This is a genomic window from Halobaculum halobium, assembly GCF_030127145.1.
GTDB lineage: Archaea > Halobacteriota > Halobacteria > Halobacteriales > Haloferacaceae > Halobaculum > Halobaculum halobium.
The window spans coordinates 2,053,165-2,073,961 of sequence record NZ_CP126158.1; the positions used below are offsets into that span (position 1 = coordinate 2,053,165).

Consider the following 20,797-nt stretch of genomic DNA (forward strand, 5'->3'; position numbering starts at 1 on the left):
CAATGTCGATCCGTAAAATGTCTTTGACCGATGGACCGATCCGCGTGTTTGTCGTCGGCACCACCGACCGAACCTGCAAAATAACTAGTCCCCTCACCCAAGCCGACATTGATGTGAAACATCTCCAGTTCACTGGATCAGAGTCACTCCTCCCGTTTTCCCGGCGCGTTGGTGCCTTCGATCCTGACATCATCATCACAGACTCCGTTGGCTGGGTCGGCGCAATCACATTCGCCGTAGCCGTTCGCCACCGCATACCGTATGCTGTCCGGGTTCGCGGTGACGCGCTAACTGAACACGGTATATGGCTACGAGAGCACGCCAGTGAGCGTTCTGCATTCCAGTTTCTGAAAGAGATAATCAAGACTGGATGCACTGTAGTCTCGCTGTCAGCTGCATCCTGTCGGTTGTTCGTCTCCGAATTTCTTCGCGATCGCAGCCTATGTCGGCTATTTAAACACGAACAAGACCCAGTCATTCCCACACCTACACCGCTTCCTGAGACAGAAACCGATACTTCAGATGGGAATGCCCTTGTAACCGGGATTGACAATGGAGGAGTCATTCTTTCAGTTAGTAATTTTGTATTCCGCGAGAAGGCCGAAGGGCTGGCTGATGCCATCCCGGAAATCGTAGAGGTTCTTGACGCACATCCAGAATGGCAGCTCAGAATAGCGGGCGATGGGCGGCATCATGACTTGGTAGCTAATGCTGTCTCAGCTGCCGACACCGACGATATCAATTTACTGGGTTATGTTGATGATCTCGCTACCGAGTACCGCAGTGCCGATGTGTTTGTTCACTTCTCGCGGCTTGACGCTTACCCCTCGACAGTACTCGAAGCAGGTAGCTACGGCTTGCCGGTGGTCGTGAACGATTCGGGTGGAATGCCCGAGCAGGTAGCGGACGGCGAGACAGGTTATGTCGTTGATCTTGGCGAGCCGACGACAATCAAAGACTCTCTCAACAAATTGATTAATCACTCCGACCACCGCAGGTCGCTCGGACGAGCTCACCGCAGAATAGTCGCTGAACGTAACACCGACCGCGCCGTTGGCAAGCAGTTTCGGAAGGTGCTCAATCGACTCACAGGGCGATGACAAACGAGGACGGTATACAAGCGTTATTCAGAGGAGGCAGCCTTCTACTCGTTGGTCTAGCCATTGAACTGAGCATATCCTTCGGTGTGAAAGTACTCTTGGCCCGCTATCTAGGCCGTGTCGACTTTGGCATTGTCTCCATCGGTATGACGCTGATGACTATCGTCGCTACTGTGGTTCTTGCTGGGTTGCACACTGGTGTCGGTCGTTATATCCCTCGATCCGATACCCCTCGAGAGCGAAACGGGGTTATTATATCTGCCCTACATATTGTCATTCCCCTGTCAGTAGTGGCGGCAGTCGTCCTCGCCGTGTTTTCAACTCCGTTGGCTGAAGCCCTACTCAACGATCAGAAGCTTAGGTGGGTAATCATCGCTTTTGCCGTTGGTGTACCATTCAATACTGTCGTAAGATTCGCTAATGGGACTATTCAAGGGAGTCAAGAGGTACTCCCCAGAGTCTATCTTCAGAACATTGGGATCCCCGGCGCCCGTTTTGTATTCCTCGGTATCGCGGTTCTGTTCGGGTTGGGTTTATCGGGAGTTGTCGCTGCGACTGTCGGCGCATATGTAGCCCTTTCAGGATATGCGTTATGGGTTATTTCGCGTTCGCTTTCATCGATTCGAACAACCGGCTATGACCCGGCCCACCGCGAGTTACTCAGTTTCTCCATACCTCTTCTGATCACTTCAGCGATGTTGTTGGTATTTTCTGAGATCGATACTCTCATGCTGGGATACTTCGCGTCCTCTGGGACGGTTGGCGATTATAAAGTCGTCTATCCACTGGCGATGTTACTTTTGATTGTCCTCCGTTCGTTCCAGTTCCTATTTATGCCACAGATTTCTGAGCGGCACGCTGATGATGATCTTGCGGGTGCCGTCGAAGCGTATGCTTCCGTCACGAAGTGGGTGTTTGTCGCCACAGTTCCTGTGTTCCTTGTTCTTATCAGTGCTCCTAAACAAATTATCATATTGTTGTTTGGTGCCGAGTACACTGGCGGCACACTCGCGCTGATTGTTCTCTGTGTTGGTTTTGTCACTCACACAGCTGTCGGTCCTAACGGGACGACACTCACATCCATCGGCCGCACCCGGACTATAATGTATGACAATATTGTTGTCGCTGCTATTAATGTGATATTGAACTTTTTGCTCATCCCTCGATATGGAATCCTTGGTGCTGCGATCGCCACCGCAGTTGCGTATGTCGGAATTAATATTCTCTATTCCGCACAGCTTTTTCGTGCGCTCGGTATCCTACCCTTCCCTGGCTCAGCAATTCGTCTATACCTCTTTAGTCTCATTAGCGCAGCAGCCGTCCTTTGGACGTGGTTCATTGACGCCGCTACAGTCCGCTTGATCGTCGCCGCCGTCGCTTTGTTGCTGTTTCCCGTTGCGGTGGTACGGCTTGGCGGAATTAGCGTACGTGAAGTTGAGCTACTGGAACAGGTCGGTCAGCGGATCGGATTATCAGACGGGCGACTCACCGAGATACTTGACCGGTTTGTCGATGATTAATCCGGAGTTATTGAGCGGTATAATTTCCGATAAGCCTCTGATGCCCTACTTAAACGAAACTTGGCAACGCTTTCACGAGCGCGGTTACCCATCAGTTCCCACTTTTTCGGGTTCTCAACAACATCGGCGAGGACTGTCGACAAAGCCTCCACATCGCCGGGTTCAATCAATCGGCCAGTCTCGCCATCTGCCACCTGTTCAGGGATGCCCGCGACATTGGTCGCCACCACGGCGGTTCCGGAGGCTAGCGCTTCCGTGACAACCCGAGGCGTCCCTTCGCGGTATGATGGTAAAACTAACACATCGGCGCCTGCCATCAGTGCTGGCACATCCTCGCGGTATCCGAGGAAATGAGTTGGAAGTCCGTGCGCCTCGGCCTTAGCCTCCAGCCCAGCTCGCTCTGGACCTTCGCCCGCTATGAGCAACTCAACACTCGGCTGGTGTAGTCGGTTTAGCGCAGTTAGCAGGTCATAAAGCCCTTTTCCGTCCGCAAGGCGGCCAACGTACAGTAGGGTTGTACAATTGTCGGCAGGAACAGACGAAGGCGTTGCCGTTCGGAACTGCTCAATATCTACACCATGATAGATGAGTTTGTACTGATTCGGCTGGCCAATGTCCCGTTTGAGATATGTTTCACGGATCCGTTCAGATTTCACGACGATTCGGTTGGAAAACCGAGCGCAGAGCCGTTCAGACGTGAGCAGAAACTGGTTAAACAGCCACGGCCGATCGTCAGTGATTGGATCGCCGTGGACTTCGTGAATAATGACTGGGGTGCCAGCAAGAAGGCCGGCAAGACGTCCGACGACTCCAGCCTCCGTACTGTGGGTATGTAGAACGTCAATCTCCTCAGAATGGAGATAGCGGGCAATGGAGCCCACAGCAAAAACGGCTGAAACGGGGGCGTAGTGTCGCAATGAGTCGAAAACGACCGACTTGATATTGAGGTTTTCCAGCCGATTGGGATCATGCTCTCCCCCAGTTCCCAACCGAATATCATAGTTAGCGTCAGAACTTTTAAGTGTGTCAATGGTATTTAACGTTGTTGTCTCTGCACCGCCGTCAAGGAACCGTGTGATCAGGTGGAGGACGCGCATTACTTGTGGATCTGCTCCATTATATCCGCACCGATCTTCCAAATCTGTCGTACCACGAGTTTCAAATCGAACCGAAATGAGCGCCTTTTGACATACTGGAGGTCATAACGTATTTTTTCCTCAGGATCTATCCCAGTAATATCGTTAATTTGTGCCAAGCCTGTCAGCCCTGGCTTCACGAACCACCGTTTCTGCCACTCCACGACCCCAGACTGAATATCCGAGTCCAGTTCAGGCCGCTCGGGCCGCGGGCCGACCACGCTCATATCACCACGCAAAACCGACCACAACTGCGGGATCTCGTCCAGGTGCGTCCGCCGCAACACGCGACCCATGTCCGTCACCCGAGGATCAACCCTCCCGTCGTCATCATCGCTGATTGTCGCACCCGTCTCCGCCTCCGCGTTCTCGATCATTGACCGGAACTTGTACACGTCGAACGTCTCTCCGAACACTGCCGTCCGCTCCTGCTTGTAGAGTACCGAGCCACCGTCATCCAGCTTAATCGCCACACATATCCCCACAATAACGGGCGCCAACACCACCAACCCAACCACCGAGAACACAACGTCGAACGCCCGCTTGAGCATGTAGTCCTGCACGTCCCAGGGTTCGATCACGACGTCCAGCAGCGGACCCACGTCGTCGCCCGAGGTCAACACTGTATCCGAATGGTCACGGTGAACCTTCGCATTCACACCATGCTCGTAACATGCGTCCAGCGCCCCGAAGAACTCCGCCCTATCCGCGTGTTCGAACGCGAGCACGACCGTGTCCACGTCGTACTCCACGAGCACGTCCTCGATGCGCGAGAGGCCGCCCAGCCGGGAGAGTCCCTCCACGTGCACGCCGCCGTCGGCCATGGCCTGTGGACCGAGTTTCGTCTGCACGCCAAGGGTGTTCGTCGGGCACAGGTACCCTAACAGCTTCTCGTCCACCTCGGCGATCACGTCCTCGATCACGTCGGGGTCGTCCCCGACGACGATCGTCCGAGCCCCGTCGACGTTCGGCCGCTGTCGGATCCACACGAACCACGCGGGCAGCGCGACGAACAGCACAGGCGTAACCAGCAGGACGGTCAGCCGCGGAAGCGCGTATGTGTAGTCGAAGAAGCCGATCGTCGCGACGGCGAACACGGCGACGACGACACGCTTGTGCGCGAGCGCGACCGTATCGAGGACGCGACGCGGCCGTGGCCGATAGAGAGGAAAGAACGCCCCCGTGAACACCGCGACGGTGAGCAGGACTTCGATCGCGAACTCCGGACCACCAGGTGATCCTGCGGGCAGTTGGCCCAACAGCGGCAACATCGCCGCAACTGACTGGACCGCGCCGTGGTTCGCAATAGCAACCGCCAGCGTCGATAGGAGAATCACGCCTCCGACGCTGGCGAATCGATAGCGCCAGCCTCGTTCCATTATACACGTGTTGCCACGGGAACGAGGTTAAGTGCTACGTACCACGCCTGTGACAGGGCTCGTCAGCATCCCGGACGGGAGCAGGATTATCTCGTAGCTTGGACGCTCGATCGAACACGGAGGCGAACCGAACCGTCGGGTCGAGTGTTCGCACTCGCTTTGAGTGAGAGATCCTCTGTCACCTGTTCAAACTCGAAACGCTGGAGGAGCGTCGCCGTTGCGAGACGGAGTTCTTGGCGTGCGAACCGCATCCCGATGCAGTGTCTCGGCCCGCCCCCGAACGGGAAATACGAGTACTCCGGTCGCTCGCCGACTGCCGGGCCACGCGTTTCGTCGCCGCGAACCGTCGCCCCCTCTGCGGTCTCACGAAGCCAGCGTTCGGGCTGGTACGTCTCGAGGTCGCTCCACCAACGGCCGTCTCGATGGACTGTCCACGGAGTGAGCGTGAGGACGACGCCCTCGGGGATACGGTACCCACCGAGTTCCACGTCTTCAGTCGGTTCCCGAAAGAACGAGTGGACAGGCGGATACAGCCGCAAGGCCTCATCGACGGCCGCGCCAAGGACCGGACACTCACGAACGGCTGACGGTGTCGGGTCGCCGTCGAATGAATCGACCTCTGCGTGGATCTGCTCTTGTATCTCGGGCCGGCCCGCCAGACAGTAGAGCGCGTACCTCAACCCGAGCGCGCTCGTCTCGTGACCGGCGAACAAGAACGTCACTGCGTTATCGACGAGTTCCTCATCGTTGAGTGCGCCCATCTCTGCGGCTGCGAGGAGCGTCCCCAACAGATCGTCGGCAGACGCCGGGTCAGAGGGCGGTCCCGCGGCGCGGCGTCGGGCGACGAGTTCGCGTATGGTCTCCCGGAGTGTGTCGTGTCTGCGGCGGTACCGCCGATTCGTCGCCGTTGGTATCCACTCGGGAAGGAACGAGCTCAATCGACCGGTGTCGAACCGTGCCGTGATGCTTGCGGCGGCGTCGCGGACAGTCTCTCGTTCTGCGTCGATATCGCTTCCGAGGAGACTCTCTGCGAGAACCGAGAACGCGTAGTCGGTCGCCGCCTCGTGAACCTCGACGACATCACCTTCAGTCCACGACGAGACCATCGATCGAGCGTGCTTACGCGGCCACCATCAAACAGGAGATCGCCGATGGCGACGGAGTACGCGAGGCCCAACAAGCGGCTGCTGACTCTGACGGTGACGGGGGAGAGGAGGCGGGAGACGGCGACGACGTGATCGAGGAATCGATCGCCGGTGATGGTCCGGTTCTGCGTGGCGATGACGACGAACGGGTCAGGTAACGAATGGACTTCGCCGTTGACGGTGACCTGTCCCTCTTCCATCGCCTCCAGCAGCGCCGCCTGCGTCTTCGGCGGCGCTCGGTTGATCTTGTCGGCCAGCATGACGTTCGCGAAGACCGGCCCGGGACGGAACTCGAACTCCCGCGTTGCCTCATCGACGACGTCCGAGGGGAGCAAGTCGGGCGCGAATTGCACACGCGAGAACGACACGCCGAGGGTGTTTGCGAACGACCGCGCAGTCAGCGTCTTTCCCGTCCCAGGTACGTCTTTGAGGAGGACGTGTCTGTCTGCGAGGATCCCGACGAGAATCGTCTCAAGGGTCGACCGCTCGGTAACGACGGCGCCTGCGATCTCATCAAGGAGTTCATCACACTGGCGGCATACCGCCTCCGATTCCATGGTGGCTGCTGGGCCAGTGCGGGATTGTTATCTCTTTAATACTCGAAATTATGAAGCTCACAACCCATCTGCTGTCTCTGCCGGAATAATGATATTCTGCTCGGTAACAGTAACGGACCCGTCAATCGCACACTCAACGAGCTTACCGACCGCTTTCCGATACAGCTGTGTGCGCGAACGCATCTGCAGCTTGACCGTATTGCGGTTGGGATCCTTCGTCATCCGTTCGTGAATCCAAATCGTTCCGAGAGTCTCTTTTGCGTCTTCGGGGAGCTCCAGAATCCACTCTGGCAGCGCACCAACCTGTGAGGCCTCCCCAATGTGGACACCAGCCGCAGCCATCACTCGACCGAACAACACCGCGTTTCGAGCTGGAACGAGCTCTGTCGGCCTGTCGAGATCGCCCTCGTGACGTGTTGTTACTCCAGTATCAAGGGTGGTGAGTGCCTCCTCAATTAGTGATCGAACCGTTGGAGATGAGGGATTCCACGATGGGCCGTAGTTCTCCGCACTGATCCCGCCGCATGTATAGACGCCGGCAACGACGATCGCGAAGCTTCTCCCAACACGGCTGTCTGTAGTCATATCGAGCCACCCGTATTCACGAGCGATTTCGGTCCCGCGGACTGCGTCGGGCTTGCCATCATCAATCCAACTGCGGACACGAGATGGCGGGAGATCTAACGCGGACCCCACTCGTGTTCGTCCGTGATCTGGATGATGACTCGCGTACTGTTTGACCCGCTTGTAATCATCCACAGCGTCTGCTGCATCAACGTAACTCGGATGATCGTAGGTTCGAGCGAGACCTGCTTCAGAGATGATTTGCATAGATTTCTCTGTCAACAATTATGATATGGAAGCAAATATTCCGGCGTGAGCCTTATGCCGGCGCGTCTTCGGTCGCGAGTGCCTGTGAGGTATCACCGTTCGGCGACGTCCAGAGGACGCGAACGGTTGCACCGGCAGTCACGGGGCCATCAGTGTCATCGCTGAGGTTTGCCGATGTGCCCGCGCTCACTGGCAGACCGAACGCCGTTGAATTGCCATCACTGGCATTCAGCGTGAGGCTTCCAGTGTTCTCCGCGTTGAGAGTGCTTCCTCCAGTGTGGGTTGCGGTGACGTCGTACGCCCCGCCAGATGCAGTTTCGTTGAAGTCAAACTGGAAGTTCGCGTTCGGCGTGGTCTGCTGCACGCTGTTCCCTTGACCGAGGACGAACGAGCCGATGACCGCCGCGAGGATCACAGTAATGGCAACCATGAGGATGACACCAATGACAGGTGAAACCGCGCGATCGTCATCGTTGAGGAGTTGATTGAAATTCATTGTTTGTTAGGGAGCGGTCTCCTCAGCAAGCGTTTGTGAGGTGTCTCCAGTCTGTGATGTCCAGAGGACGCGGACGGTTTCTCCTGAAGCATATTCTACATCAGTAACACTGTCGCCTGCGCTCACTTCATCAGTAAAGGCTTTAGAGTCGACGCTGGTGTTGACTGAAACCCGCTCATTCGCGGGGATCGTATCTCCGCCAGTGTGCGTCGTATTAACGACATCCGTGGTTGCATTCTCACCAAACTCGAACTGGAAGTTCGCGTTCGGCGCGGTCTGCTGGACACTGTTCCCTAACCCGAGGACGAACGAACCGATCACGGCCGCGAGGATCACGGTAATGGCGACCATGAGAATGACCCCAATAACCGGGGACACGGCACGTTCATCGCCGTTGAGTAGTTGGTTGATATTCATGTTGTGTTCCACACAGCCACGCGAGTGGGCTCAACCCCCCATGGTGCCTGTGATAAGCTTGTCTTACTCTCCACGGCTGATAAATATACGGGTCCGATATTCAGAAATGAAAAATGTAGAAGGTGACTGGCATCTCCCGACAATCTATTTCCAATAATGACCTTCTACAAAATAATCTCGTGGGGCTGGAACGGAGGAGATTCCGAGCGACCTTTGGAGGCGTTCTCTCCGCCATTTAATGAGGTATTATCCGAGATCGTAACGCGGTGAATTTGAACCCCCAAAGAATCATTTTGTACCCTCAGCCTGAGGCGGACTCTATACAGGGGTGCTCCGCCGATTGTACGAATACATGGCGTACAGAGCCGAAGAGGAGGGTATTGAAGCCCCGTAGGTAGACCCGACCTACGTGCCCAAGGATTGCTCGAAATGTGGGACGACGTTGAACGAGCCGTCGTAGGGTCGGTCCTGTTGTAAGAAATGTGCCTACGAGGTACAGGCAGCCTACAATAGGGCGGAGAACGCCGTCGTGAATATACTTGGAGCGGGGGAAATCTCAAGAAAGCACAAAACACCACCTCGCCCTAAAATCGAGCCAGATCGTGAATCAAGCGACAAGCCCAGTCGCGGGCGTAGGTGAATCTCCGCCCAACAGCCTGATTCTTCTCATTGAATATTTCTGGTATCTAACCGGTTATATTATACAGGGAAATGATATTATAGGTGACGTATGTCTCAGGGGAGTCACGGTGGCACCCAACTCACCTCCAGCAGACTCTCTCCATGGGAACTCCTCGTGACCGTCGCTATCGTGGGTGGGCTCGTCATCGGCCTGTCCTACCTCCTCCCGGTCCGACTCCTGGGTGTCGTCCTCGCGGTTGCGAGCATGACTGCTGTGTTCTATCTTAGCTCCGTCGCGATCGCCCACTACGCCGATGCACTACCCGAGTGGGCACAGACGGTTCCCATTTGGACGACACTGGCACTCCCGTTCACGATCGCTCTTGTTCTGATCACCCAACTCAACATCGCCATCCCTGCGTTGACGCTCGTGTTGCTGTTCGCACTCGTGCTTGTGTTCTTCTATTACTGGCTAGTAGTCCCACTGGCACTGTATCAGCGCCTCCGAGAACAGGCCCGCGACCAGTCCATCGACAGCTGGCCAGAACTGAGCGTCCTGATCCCCGCGTACAACGAGGAAGGCTACGTTGGCCGGACGATCGAGTCGTTTCTCGCGGCCGACTACCCCGACAACCGCCTCGAACTGATCGTCATCGATGACGGGAGCTCGGACAACACGTATGAGGAAGCACTAGCATACGCCTCCGAAACGGTAACTGTCCTTACAAAGGAGAATGGCGGAAAACACTCAGCGCTCAATCACGGCCTCGCACACACAGACGCAGCCCACATCGTCACCGTTGACGCCGACTCAGTCATTGCCCCAGACGCCCTCAGGAAGCTCGTTCGATCACTGAAAGCGAATCCCAACGCTGGCGCCGTCGCAGGGAATGTCAAGGTGGCCAACCGGGACTCGTTCATCACGCGCCTCCAAGCACTCGAGTACATCGTCGGAATCAACACGTTCAGACGGACGTTCGACCTGCTGGGTGTCGTCACGGTGGTCCCCGGCTGTCTCGGGTTGTTTCGCCGCGAAGCCATTGAGTCGGTCGGCAGGTATTCGGCCGACACGATCACCGAGGATTTCGACCTCACGATCGAACTCCTAAAACACGGTGTTTCGATCCATCACAGCAACGCTATCGTATCCACCGAGGTACCTGATACGTGGCGAGATCTGTACCGGCAGCGCTTGCGGTGGTTCCGCGGGAACTTCCAGACCGTCCTCAAACACCGGACCGTCTTTGTCGACCCCAATTTCGGGCTCCTCCACAGCGTTGGCTTCCCGTATCTCGTCCTCTCGATGTCGGTGTTGCCGGTGTTAGGTGTGATCATCCTCGGGGTCATCCTCTGGCTCGTCATCCAAGGCTCGCTGAGTCAGTTCCTCGGCTTGCTGGGATTGTTCATCCTGCTGCAAGTGTTGCTCTCGCTATTGGCGATCCGGATCGAAAATGACGACCTGTGGCTCGCACGATACGCCCCGCTGTCAATTGTCGGCTACAAACAGTTCCTTGACGGCGTCTTGCTCAAGAGTGTCGTCGACGTCTTCACTCACGACGATCTTGTATGGACCGGTCCCGAGCGGATCCGCCAACGCGAGCAGACACCGGCTGCAGATGACCAGTTCGAGGACTGATCACAGCTCGTTCGCTGAACCGCACCTCCCCTTAACGACCAGTTCCCCACGCTACTGTCTCTTCACTGCTACAGCCTTCTCGTAACCTACCGATGACGCCCAACCCACTTACTCACAGTACGCAATCGCTTGCTCAACCCCGTCTCGAGTCACCGCAACCTGATTCGCAACCGAACTGCACAGCGCCAACACCGGATGCGCCGCTCCCGAATCACGATATAGATACGAACGGACAGTCGGAATCTCACCACCAAACTCGTACTCTTCTCGTCGTCGATGCAGTGATTGTTGTCGGCGTCGAACAATGGTGTCACAGCGCTCTTCCAGCCGGAGGCAACGGTCACGATAGTACTGGAGCCGCGTGTACGGCTGGTCGGCAAACGTCTCGCTGGCAATCGACTCGCATTCGGTTGCAACGGGGACAAGCTCTTCGCGAACCATCGAAAGCGACTCTTGCTCTTCGTAACAGATACCCAATAGCCTCGCTCGCTCTTCGAGTGCGATCTCAATCTGTTCGACAAGCGACGCGCGGACAGCCGACGTGAAACACGCCGGCTGCGTCAACGCGATGGCGATCTCCTCACCAAATTCGGCGCGGAGACTCTCACCATAGGAGTCGCCGTATTCATTCTCATAAAATGAGAGACCCATGACCGTCTCTTGATACGCCCGCCGAATTGCCGCGATGGTATCGGCTGCGCTCGAGGCCTCGGCGACCCGCGAGCGGAGACACTGCTCCTCGGGTGAGTCAGTTGCGATAGATGAGTGTATCGTCGCTTGCGGAGCCAACTCAAAAATCTCCGTAAGGCGATCGCGAAACGACTGCAATGCTTCATGCTCTGCATGTGTTTGAGCGATCTCGGTGTCAACCTGCTGCCGGAGTGAATCGAGTTCCCCCGAAACGGATTCTTTTCCACCGAGAGTCTGTACTGACATCCGTGGACTGGTCGTTCGTGTCTCAAGGTAATTAACCTGATATAGTTCTCCTCTCATATACCGCAGAGAAATATTGAACTCTCAATATGTTGGGTTACCTGCCCAGAGCGGTATCATCGTCTACAGGCGGAGCAGGCCGAGTGCCTCGGGGCTTGACCCCGAGGCGGTTCACCCCATTGGGCGGGTTCGTTTATCGGTTCCTGACGAATCCACACACGCGACTACCCGTGACCTTCCGCTGTACATAGCTCACACCTTCTCTCGGCCACGCGCATGCAGGCCATGACTAGCACCCATCCGTTTACCACTCAGATTCACAGCAGTGGATCTCTCCCCATTAATTTGGCTGGCGGCCCACAGGAGTAGACAACTCCCGACTCACGATAGCCCGAAAATCACTGCTATTATGACACTCTCCGAATCCGTTCATGATGGGCCCAGCGCTGGTGCCGCCTGGATACGTGAATGGGAGTGTCACAATCCGACGGAGTGGATCTGAGAGGCCGTATTCAGTTCCGGCGATGGGCTCAAATCTCTCGTTTGTGTGGATAATTCACCACCACAAACTGCAGTGTGCTTGATTCCACCAGAGACGAACGGATTGGTCGTCCATCGGTTCAGTTGTCGTAATCGACGCGTAGACTGCATGGTGGGAGACAACAACTGTGCCACTGCACCCCCTTATTTCAAGTCCAACTCCACAGTCGTCAGTAACTAGATTCTAGAGAGTCTCGCCTGTGAAGCCGAGGATATCTGATTCCACAGGTGGGCTATCGCCCCGCAATAAGAAAACTACAGAGAGTGTGTGACACGCATAATCCACCCAACTGCCATTGACGCTATTCAGGGCGACCGCCCGCGCGGCCAGCAACGACTCAGCGGGTGCGGCGTCGCGACGTCGGGACTGACCACTCGCTCGATTGCCTCGCGATGGTGATTCCGAGATGTCGTCGTCGATCTGGAGGGTGACTCGTCGAATACCGATGACGTACTATGGCTGCTTTTGTGGCCCCGCGACTGCGTTATTGAGGGCTACTTGTTGAGCAGTGGGGACCCACTCCGAGGACTACTCGTCCGGCAATCCAGATGCGCTATGGAATATTGTTGTCACGTACTGTCGCTGTGTCGACGATCGCGGCCGTGTGCCGGTGTGCACACCCCTATCCGACGAGGAGTCGGGTTCGTCGCCTTCTGGTTGTACCGTGCTGATTTAGTCCCTCTTGCTTCTTCCTCTTGCGGTGCCGTTGCGTAAGCGTGACCTCGCTATTTCTGAGGGGTCGTCGAGTACGTCAATTGTTCTCTGAAGTACGGCTCTGTGAATACTCATTCTGTGCGTTACCTGTCCATGGACCAGCAAATTCCATTCTTTATAGATCTCCGGATAGAGGTGTTCCACAGGCTAAATTCGTCTGTGGAGACTGTCCAATACGTCTGTGGAAACAGCCAAATTCCTCCTCCAAACAGATAGCGATCGAACCATTGGACGAATTGTACAAGCCCAGTCTCGGTGTTCGAACGTCGATGGCAAAACCCGTGAAGGATTCCGACGAGGAGACTCTCTGTGTTGATAGCAACACCGACACATTCATACAAATCGGAGTTACTCACAACTTGAGTAACCAATGACGATCCTCGTCACCGCCGCCGATGGCTATCTCGGCAGTGCGCTCGTTCCGAACCTTCGAGATGACGAGTGGATCGACCGCCTACGCTTTCGTCGCGGTGATACCACCGGGTACAGCAACGTCGCTGTCTTTCGCAGAATTCGTGACCCGAGTATTCGATGTCCGGTTCTATCCGCGACGAACCTTCGGACCGATAACGAACAATATGATAACTTATCTAATGTCCACCAACGTTGACGAATAGATGGGTATTATATACACCGTAACTCCAAAAGAGCGTTATGTCGAAGTTTAATGAGGCGCTTTCAATCTTAAGAGATGATGGAATAATAAAACTATTCAAAAAAATATACGAATCGTATTTTGAATATGTGGTTTTAAGTATTAGGGGAAAAAGCAATATAAATATTGATAGTTATAGTATAGAAGTTAATATTTCTAATAAAGGATCATATAAAGAGATGAGACACATAAATAATACAGAAATTTCTATTATCAAAGACATGTTAGATGAATCTGAGAAGAGTGACACTTTTTTAGATATTGGTGCTAATATGGGGGTACATTCAATATTTATTGATAAGAAGGTTGAAGATGTCTATTCGATAGAACCACATCCTGTGAATCTATCACATCTAAATATAAATTCACACATAAATCAATCTGGTATCAGTATGTATGCGTGTGGATTTTCAGATACAGCAGGCTATATTGAGATCAATAGCTCAAGAACGGGGATGCAGGTAGATGGCAGAGCCTCAATTAAGCGACCAAATGATAACAAAAACAACAGTACTATTTTAGTAAGACTAGAAAAAGGTGATAAGTTCATACAGCAAAACGAATTAGATATTCCAGAAATGATAAAAGTAGATGTAGAAGGAGCTGAAATGAGTGTATTGCGTGGATTAGAGGACACAATAAATCACGCTAGTTGCAAAGTGATATATTGCGAATATCATAATAATGAAAAAAACATACGTAGTTTCTTAAAATCCGCTGGATATTCGACGACACTAATCGGAGATGGTCGGATAATCAAAGCTATGAGGGAATAACAATCGTCGCAAACGCGATATTGACGGTCTCTGATTTGGTAGCCCATCTAGTCCACAGATCTCCCGTCAAAGATGTCGCTGTTAGTTCGTCAAACCTTCCCTATGGCTATCTCTCCATAGGTCTGGCTACCCGGATACTCGTCCCACTTCGGACGCATCCGACTAGAGGCTCGGAAAGCCTTGTTCATCAACTGCTGTATTCGCGCTGTGTATTTAATACTCTCACCGGAACATACTTCGATCCTGGTAGAATCCTCATGCGAGATACAGCGGATGCACTCAACAGCCCACGCTCTTCGTTTCATCAGTGAACGGGTCGATAGGCCGATAGGGAGATCCCGTGGCGTGGTCACATCCGCTAATAGGGGTTGGTAGCAGTACCAAGGCGGTCGAAATCATCAACAGCGATGGAGTCGACGGCGAACACATAGAGGTAGCCTAGCCCTTCGGTCTGCATGTAGGCGACGGTATATGCATCAATGAACGAAATCTTTCGATGTCGTCGGAAGAGGATTTCACTGTTGTGAAGACACTCCCGCAACGAGTCAGTTCCTTTCTTCCATAATACTCATGTTAGCGGCGAACGACCCAGAGATGTGAGAGATAAGCCAAATATTATCCTTGTGGTGTTGGACACGGTCCGGGCACGAAATCTCTCCTGCTACGGGTACCACCGACAAACCACGCCGTTCCTGACTGATTTCGCGTCAGACAACACCTTGTTCGAAAATGCGTTCTCTCCCGCGGAGTGGACTCCGACATCCCATGCGTCCATATTCACCGGCACATACCCGTGGGTACATCAGACAGGGAGAAAGTCAAGTAAGCTACACCCCCAATTAGAGACCTTAGCTGAGGTTCTTCAGAGTGACGGATATGAAACGGTTGGATTCTCCAGCAACACATATATTAGCCCTGTTTTCGAATTCGATCGCGGGTTTGACACATTCTTATTCAATTCCTCAGCATTCGGAGAGCCGTTCAGTGACGGGGTTCCGATCCAGCAGATGAGACAAAGTATCGATTCAGCGACCTTCCCCGGTGAAGCGTGGCAGGCACTGAAATATATCCGAAATAACGATGGGTCGCTCGTTCAGACGTTTGGAAACTGGATCGTAAAGAAACTGAACAAACGAGGTGTATTTTCACAAGCCGACAGTGGAGCTCAGAAGGCGAACAGTTTCGTCCGGGACTGGCTTCGGAGGCGAGATGATGACCAGCCATTTTTTCTATTTATAAACTATATGGAGGGTCACACTCCGTATCAGGCGCCTGATCAATACCTCGCTGACTTCGGAGACCCGTCAGACGATCGGGGTTGGGAGAGCCTCGATCGATTCTTCGCCGATACTGACGGGGACCTCGACCCCACGGCCTCTCGACTTCAGGATCTGTACGACGGTTCTATTTCCTACCTGGACGCTCAATTACGAGAGTTGACCGAGAGTATTGACGAATACGCAGACGACGAGACACTTATCATCATTACCGGCGATCACGGGGAGGCATTCGGCGAACACGATATATACGGACACACGGCAGGGCTCTACAACGAGATTACTCGAGTCCCACTACTCATCAGGGATCCTGCCCGAAAAAAAGAAACTAGCTCTGAACCTGTCTCGATTCAATGGATCATGCCGACTCTGTTGGAACGAATCGGCCTCTCGCTACCCGAGTACTGTGTTGATGCGTCACTATTCGAGAGCAGCAACCCCCCGGTAGTCGGAGATACAAAAGCCCTCGACTTGTCGGTTGATATCCCGGACAGCATCGGTCACCTGACTCAGCCAGCACGGTTCTGTGTGGATGACGAGTGGAAGCTCATCAGTGGGGTCGATAGCGACTATTCTGAGCTGTACATGATCAGTGATGAAGAAGAGACGGAAGACTGCTTCTCTCGATACCCCGACCGTGTGAGCGAATATCGGAACAGGCTCTCAGCCGAAATTGAGCGGTTTCCGGACCTTTCTGAGTCGTACAGCGGACAAGTATCTATCGACTCAGAAACCAGCCAACAACTCAAAGAACTTGGGTACGTGGAATGAGAGCTCTCAATCTCTCTCGAGTGACGACGATCACGCAGGGCTAAAAATCGGCCAAATACGCCCGGTCCGATCAAATACACTCTGTGGATGATCCGCCCGCGGAACCATTTTCTGATCAGCCGGAGATGTAACTCTCGATGGACTCAATGAAACCAGTTGAGTCGAAAGGTGTATTTTGGACACCGTCAAATCGACTACATTGACAGATCAAGCCGGGGACGTACATCTTCACATGCTTCTGGACACCTCAGCGAAGACGATCGAGGGCGTAACTCAACTGACTGATTTCTTTTCGTACCGGTTCGCCGGCGAATCTCTCGTTCATCGGGAGTACGTCTCGGTCGCTCCTGGCAGTTACCAGTACCTGATTCACCCCTCTGAAAGGAGCCTTTCCTGGCTATCGAACCGCGTCGATGGTCACTCCTATCGCAGGCGAATCGCGAGCCTGGGGATCAACGCGCTTGGGTCGACCCAGCCATCCCTACTCGGTAGCGTGCCCGGGGTCCGGAGTGTAACGCTCGAAGTACCACGGACGTGTCAGTTCGATATCGCAGTTGTCGGTATGCGGATTAAGGTTATCGACTATAGACGGGAGCGAGTATACACGCTCCCCCTCGCGAGGGAGCACCACGAGAATATCCACGAGGAGGTCCGGACCAGACGGAACCTACCTCCATCGATCGACACGCCGCGAGTTCTCGATGCTGACGACACGTTCCCGTACTTCGTAGAGGAACTTTGCGACGGGCGTACGCCGTCGAACGTCGTCGAAGACTGGGATATTCTCCGCGAAGGACTTCGTCAATTGACTCCTCTCCACCGCGAGACGAGAAGCGTATGGGTCCCCACGGAGGAGGCGATAGATCAGGCGTTCGAAGCGCTCGCAGCATCCGAACTCTCGAACGATCCTGTCGTTAACCACACGAGAACGTTTCTCGACCAACACACACTTCCCAACGAACTACGTCGGTCCCGGATTCACGGTGATTTCCAAACCGGGAACCTGATAGTGCAAGATGACCGAGTAATTATTCTGGACTGGGAGTCATCTAGGATTGATCTCGTCCTGGTTGACCTGTTCGATCCCTTCAAACGTCATTCGATCGAGAGTGACGACGGAGGCCCACTCGCTGACTTGATCCTACGGACCGGCGCGTTTCGCGCGATCTCGGACGACCTCCGGACCGGATTCGGACCTCTCGCTTGGGGTGATAACACCTACTACCCCGCCCTTCCAGTTGTGTACCTGTTGCTACAGTTGGCACACGACCCACCCGAGAGTACGCACAGCAGAAACCCAGTGTATGAGCTGCTTGTAGACGTCCTCGCCGACGTGATGTAACGATGGTACCTGTCATCGGACATAGTTGGAGTACGCGAGCACTTCGCCGTCGCGAAACACCGCTTCAAGCACATCATCGACGACGCTGTCGATATCCTGTGTTGCATCTACCTGTTCCAAATCCAACTGCTCGAAGTCGGCGAGCATCCGCTCGATCGACCTGCGGTCGTATTCCGACCGGTCGGCGATGGTTCTTGCGTCACCACCCAGCACGACTCCGGTGAATGCCGTCCCCTCGAACAACTGAAAGGTTCGTTCCGGATGCGAATCGAAATCGTCGTACGCGACCACATCATGCACGAATCGGTCCGCGACGAGTACGCCGTGGGTTTGCGACCGCGCAGATAGCAGCCGAACAGCGATGTCTGCGATGTGGAACCCTGACTTCCATGATGGTCGCTTCGCCGGCAGCGATTCGGGACCGGACTGACCGTGGTCGTTTTCATGGTCGGATTCCTCCGTTTGAGGGGAAATATTCACCAATCGTTTCAGCCGTGTCCGCCAGTCACCGACGCGTTGGAGGACAGTCTTTCCAAATCGGAGCGGCACGCTCTGGGCGTTGTAAGTTCCCAGTTGTGCACGGGTGACTTGGAAGCCAGCCTCACGCAACACCGTGGCCACGTTGTCGGTGACCGTTGTTTTCCCGGCTCCGTCTGGACCCAGTATCGCGATCACGAACACCGTCTCGGTCGGATCGTACGTTTTGAGCCCCCGCTTGAGCGGTATCACGATCTCACGGCGCACCACCAAGTTCCATACGAACCGCTGGACACGTGACGGGTGTCGTACTAGTGCTACACCAACGAGTGGCCACTTGAGACGTACCGCCCGGTCCAAATTCCCGTTGAGTGCACCCCTTGCAGCGTACCGACCAATCTGTCCGAAGACAGCGGAGGCGTGGGTCAATACCTGCTCTTCGCTGACACGGTCGGCGAGGTTTCGTAGCGTCTCCTCATACTCCCGACGGAACCCGTTCTTGTTCAACGCGCCGTGGAATAGGAGTTCGACGAATAGGTCCTCCTCACTCGGGACGCGGACCCCTTCGTGCCGGCGGGCACGCTCCATCGTTCGGGCCCCATCGATGATCGGAATCCCGTTGTAGGTCGGTGCGTCCCAGTAGAAATCCAATACGAGGAGTCGCCTTGACGGGACGTGGAATTTGAGGTACGTTGTTTGCTGACTTGTGTCCCCTCTCCCCCGCTGAAAGCCGAGGCCAGTGAGGGCGGAGTCCACCGCTCTACACGCCGTAGCCGGTGCGAGGATGTCCACATCGCCATCGACCTCCGCACCGGTGAGAAACTCGAAGTTCCGGAGGACGCAGTAGTCGATCCCACGGTCATCTAACTTATCGATCGCCTGAAGAGCAAGTGCGTTCAGCGCTTCCGTCATAGATAGCCCATATCCCGGAGTCGATCCTCCACATCCTCGTTCGTGGTCGATTTCTGTTCTGGATCCACCAGTGTGGGTGCGCGTGGCCGGATGGTGGTTACGTCATCGGTTCGTCGATGTGTACTGAGTGCTTCGGTCATTGGTGAGGCGTCGATGTCGGCGGGAACCCCAACACCGAGTTCGTGAAGCACCGTCGGGGCGAACTCTTCGGCAGCGATCGTCAGCCCCGCAGCCGTCGGTATCTCCGCTCCGCTCGCTGCAAACACGCCGTCCGGGTTGTAAATGTGATATCCCGACCGATGTGACGAGCCACCAGTCGGTGACGTGAGTGACCGGGAGAGCGTGTGGTTGAGGTGGTACTCTCGGGTTGGCAATACGATCACGTCCGGGAACCGGTCGAGATACCGTCCGGTATAGACGTCCTCTCGTCTGGCGACGAACCGGAACACCGGCTCTCCTTGGATGTGAAGCGCTCGTAGGTCGGAAACCAACGAATCGACAATCTCACTGCGTCTGTTGGAAGCTAGAACATTTATCCCCCACTCGTTCACCATGACAGCCGTCGACCGCTCGTAGTCAACGCCCGGAACTGTCACATTCCGGCGAGTGCTACCCGCCGAGTGGCTCGCCGCCTCATCACCGCTGGTGGCTGCCCCTCCCATCTTTGAGAGCACAGATTGCGCCTTGTCTGTGAGGCCGTTCGGCACGTACTTCGACACCAGCGGTCCGATGTACCTCGACATCGGTGCCGCGGGGGTCGTTCGAAGATAGCCCCGCCGCTCGAGCCACGTATTCAGGTGGAGTTCCCGTTCGTAAACGGCTTCGAACCCATGATCAGAGATTACGTAGGTTACCTCCGGCTCGAATCGGTCGAGCGTCTGCTTGAGTAACCCGTCGATGAGTTCGTAGTACTCCGCGAGCACATCCTTCTCATCCCATGCGAGGTGCTGTAGTTTGTCCGCGGCCCCAATCCAAAACATCGCGAGATCGGGATCCGTCTCCGCGATGATGTCCTCGAAGACCCCGTGCTGCGTTCGAGTTGTCGTACTTGCGGCCTCAATGAAGCACGGAATGTCCGCATTCTTTTGTAATTCATCGAGTTCTGCGAGCCCATCATGAAACGATTCTACCCCCGGGACATCGTCCGGCAGGTGTTCCGGGAACATGTAATCCGTAGCGTCCGGTGGGGTATAGAGGTCGCCCGAAACGACAACTCCGTTCTCGACGGGTCGTGGCGGGTAAGTCGTTCGAACCCCGACGGCGCATGTTCTCAGTCCCTGTCGCCCGGCGATTTCCCAAAGTACCTCGTCCTCGATATCAGTGAAATCCTGAAGCGTCCCATCGACCCGCTCGAACCCAACCATCCCCGTCGTGCCTGGGTTCTTTCCCGTTAGAAGAGTTGGAACCGCGATCCCGGTGTAAGCTGGTATTGTCGACCTGAGCGTACCACTGGCTCCGGTCTCGATCATCCGAGAAAGCGTTGGGATCCGACCGCTGTCCTGTAACTGTTTCAGTAACTCCCACTCAGCGCCATCGATCCCCCATATCAGATTCATTGTTC

Annotated in this window: 16 protein-coding genes and 1 pseudogene; 6 read left to right on the forward strand and 11 right to left on the reverse strand. The window is 55.0% G+C overall.

Annotation, left to right across the window (positions count from 1 at the left end; genetic code table 11):
* Positions 1-2: 2 nt before the first annotated feature.
* Both P0Y41_RS10665 and P0Y41_RS10670 read left to right on the forward strand, forming a co-directional pair.
* Positions 3-1,100: a glycosyltransferase family 4 protein gene (locus P0Y41_RS10665; RefSeq protein ID WP_284061325.1), complete on the forward strand. Its 1,098-nt coding sequence runs from the start codon at positions 3-5 to the stop codon at positions 1,098-1,100.
* The gene (locus P0Y41_RS10670) at positions 1,097-2,620 is read left to right on the forward strand and encodes a flippase (RefSeq protein ID WP_284061326.1); all 1,524 of its coding nucleotides are present in this window, start codon (positions 1,097-1,099) and stop codon (positions 2,618-2,620) included. The genes P0Y41_RS10665 and P0Y41_RS10670 overlap by 4 nt, the downstream gene beginning before the upstream one ends.
* Here P0Y41_RS10670 and P0Y41_RS10675 read toward each other — a convergent pair.
* The 7 genes and pseudogenes from P0Y41_RS10675 to P0Y41_RS10705 form a co-directional block, all read right to left on the reverse strand.
* Positions 2,617-3,717 carry a glycosyltransferase family 4 protein gene (locus P0Y41_RS10675; protein WP_284061327.1) on the reverse strand — a complete coding sequence of 367 codons (1,101 nt, stop codon included), beginning with the start codon at positions 3,715-3,717 and terminating at the stop codon, positions 2,617-2,619. The two genes, P0Y41_RS10670 and P0Y41_RS10675, sit on opposite strands and share 4 nt — an antisense overlap.
* Positions 3,717-5,135 carry a sugar transferase gene (locus P0Y41_RS10680; protein WP_284061328.1) on the reverse strand — a complete coding sequence of 473 codons (1,419 nt, stop codon included), beginning with the start codon at positions 5,133-5,135 and terminating at the stop codon, positions 3,717-3,719. Before P0Y41_RS10680 ends, P0Y41_RS10675 begins: the two co-directional genes overlap by 1 nt.
* Before the next feature lie 86 nt (positions 5,136-5,221).
* A complete protein-coding gene (locus tag P0Y41_RS10685) occupies positions 5,222-6,241 on the reverse strand; it encodes a cytochrome P450 (protein WP_284061329.1) in 1,020 nt (339 codons plus the stop codon).
* A gap of 161 nt (positions 6,242-6,402) precedes the next feature.
* Positions 6,403-6,837: pseudogene (locus tag P0Y41_RS10690) on the reverse strand (AAA family ATPase); the annotation flags it as partial.
* A 57-nt stretch (positions 6,838-6,894) separates the two neighbouring features.
* Entirely contained in the window at positions 6,895-7,422 is a 528-nt protein-coding gene (locus tag P0Y41_RS10695; RefSeq protein ID WP_284061330.1) for a hypothetical protein, read from the reverse strand.
* Positions 7,423-7,720: 298 nt separating this feature from the next.
* Positions 7,721-8,164, reverse strand: a complete 444-nt coding sequence (locus tag P0Y41_RS10700; RefSeq protein ID WP_284061331.1) for a type IV pilin domain-containing protein — start codon at positions 8,162-8,164, stop codon at positions 7,721-7,723.
* A 6-nt stretch (positions 8,165-8,170) separates the two neighbouring features.
* Positions 8,171-8,581: a type IV pilin N-terminal domain-containing protein gene (locus tag P0Y41_RS10705; RefSeq protein WP_284063403.1), complete on the reverse strand. Its 411-nt coding sequence runs from the start codon at positions 8,579-8,581 to the stop codon at positions 8,171-8,173.
* Between the two features lie 796 nt (positions 8,582-9,377).
* Here P0Y41_RS10705 and P0Y41_RS10710 point away from each other — a divergent pair.
* Positions 9,378-10,838 carry a glycosyltransferase family 2 protein gene (locus tag P0Y41_RS10710; RefSeq protein ID WP_284061332.1) on the forward strand — a complete coding sequence of 487 codons (1,461 nt, stop codon included), beginning with the start codon at positions 9,378-9,380 and terminating at the stop codon, positions 10,836-10,838.
* 108 nt (positions 10,839-10,946) lie between these two features.
* Here P0Y41_RS10710 and P0Y41_RS10715 read toward each other — a convergent pair whose 3' ends face one another.
* A complete protein-coding gene (locus P0Y41_RS10715; protein WP_284061333.1) occupies positions 10,947-11,774 on the reverse strand; it encodes a DUF7260 family protein in 828 nt (275 codons plus the stop codon).
* A gap of 1,906 nt (positions 11,775-13,680) precedes the next feature.
* Between P0Y41_RS10715 and P0Y41_RS10720 the strand changes: the two genes are divergently transcribed.
* Positions 13,681-14,457, forward strand: a complete 777-nt coding sequence (locus P0Y41_RS10720) for an FkbM family methyltransferase (RefSeq protein ID WP_284061334.1) — start codon at positions 13,681-13,683, stop codon at positions 14,455-14,457.
* A gap of 89 nt (positions 14,458-14,546) precedes the next feature.
* Here P0Y41_RS10720 and P0Y41_RS18015 read toward each other — a convergent pair whose 3' ends face one another.
* Entirely contained in the window at positions 14,547-14,762 is a 216-nt protein-coding gene (locus P0Y41_RS18015; RefSeq protein ID WP_390215232.1) for a phage NrS-1 polymerase family protein, read from the reverse strand.
* A gap of 291 nt (positions 14,763-15,053) precedes the next feature.
* On the opposite strand from P0Y41_RS18015, the gene P0Y41_RS10725 reads away from it, so the two are divergent.
* Together P0Y41_RS10725 and P0Y41_RS10730 are read left to right on the forward strand one after the other, a co-directional pair.
* Positions 15,054-16,505 carry a sulfatase gene (locus P0Y41_RS10725; protein WP_284061335.1) on the forward strand — a complete coding sequence of 484 codons (1,452 nt, stop codon included), beginning with the start codon at positions 15,054-15,056 and terminating at the stop codon, positions 16,503-16,505.
* Between the two features lie 232 nt (positions 16,506-16,737).
* Positions 16,738-17,847, forward strand: a complete 1,110-nt coding sequence (locus P0Y41_RS10730; RefSeq protein ID WP_284061336.1) for a phosphotransferase — start codon at positions 16,738-16,740, stop codon at positions 17,845-17,847.
* A gap of 12 nt (positions 17,848-17,859) precedes the next feature.
* Here the strand turns inward: P0Y41_RS10730 and P0Y41_RS10735 are convergent, their stop codons facing one another.
* A complete protein-coding gene (locus P0Y41_RS10735; protein ID WP_284061337.1) occupies positions 17,860-19,236 on the reverse strand; it encodes a hypothetical protein in 1,377 nt (458 codons plus the stop codon).
* The gene (locus P0Y41_RS10740) at positions 19,233-20,792 is read right to left on the reverse strand and encodes an alkaline phosphatase family protein (protein WP_284061338.1); all 1,560 of its coding nucleotides are present in this window, start codon (positions 20,790-20,792) and stop codon (positions 19,233-19,235) included. Before P0Y41_RS10740 ends, P0Y41_RS10735 begins: the two co-directional genes overlap by 4 nt.
* Positions 20,793-20,797: the final 5 nt, after the last annotated feature.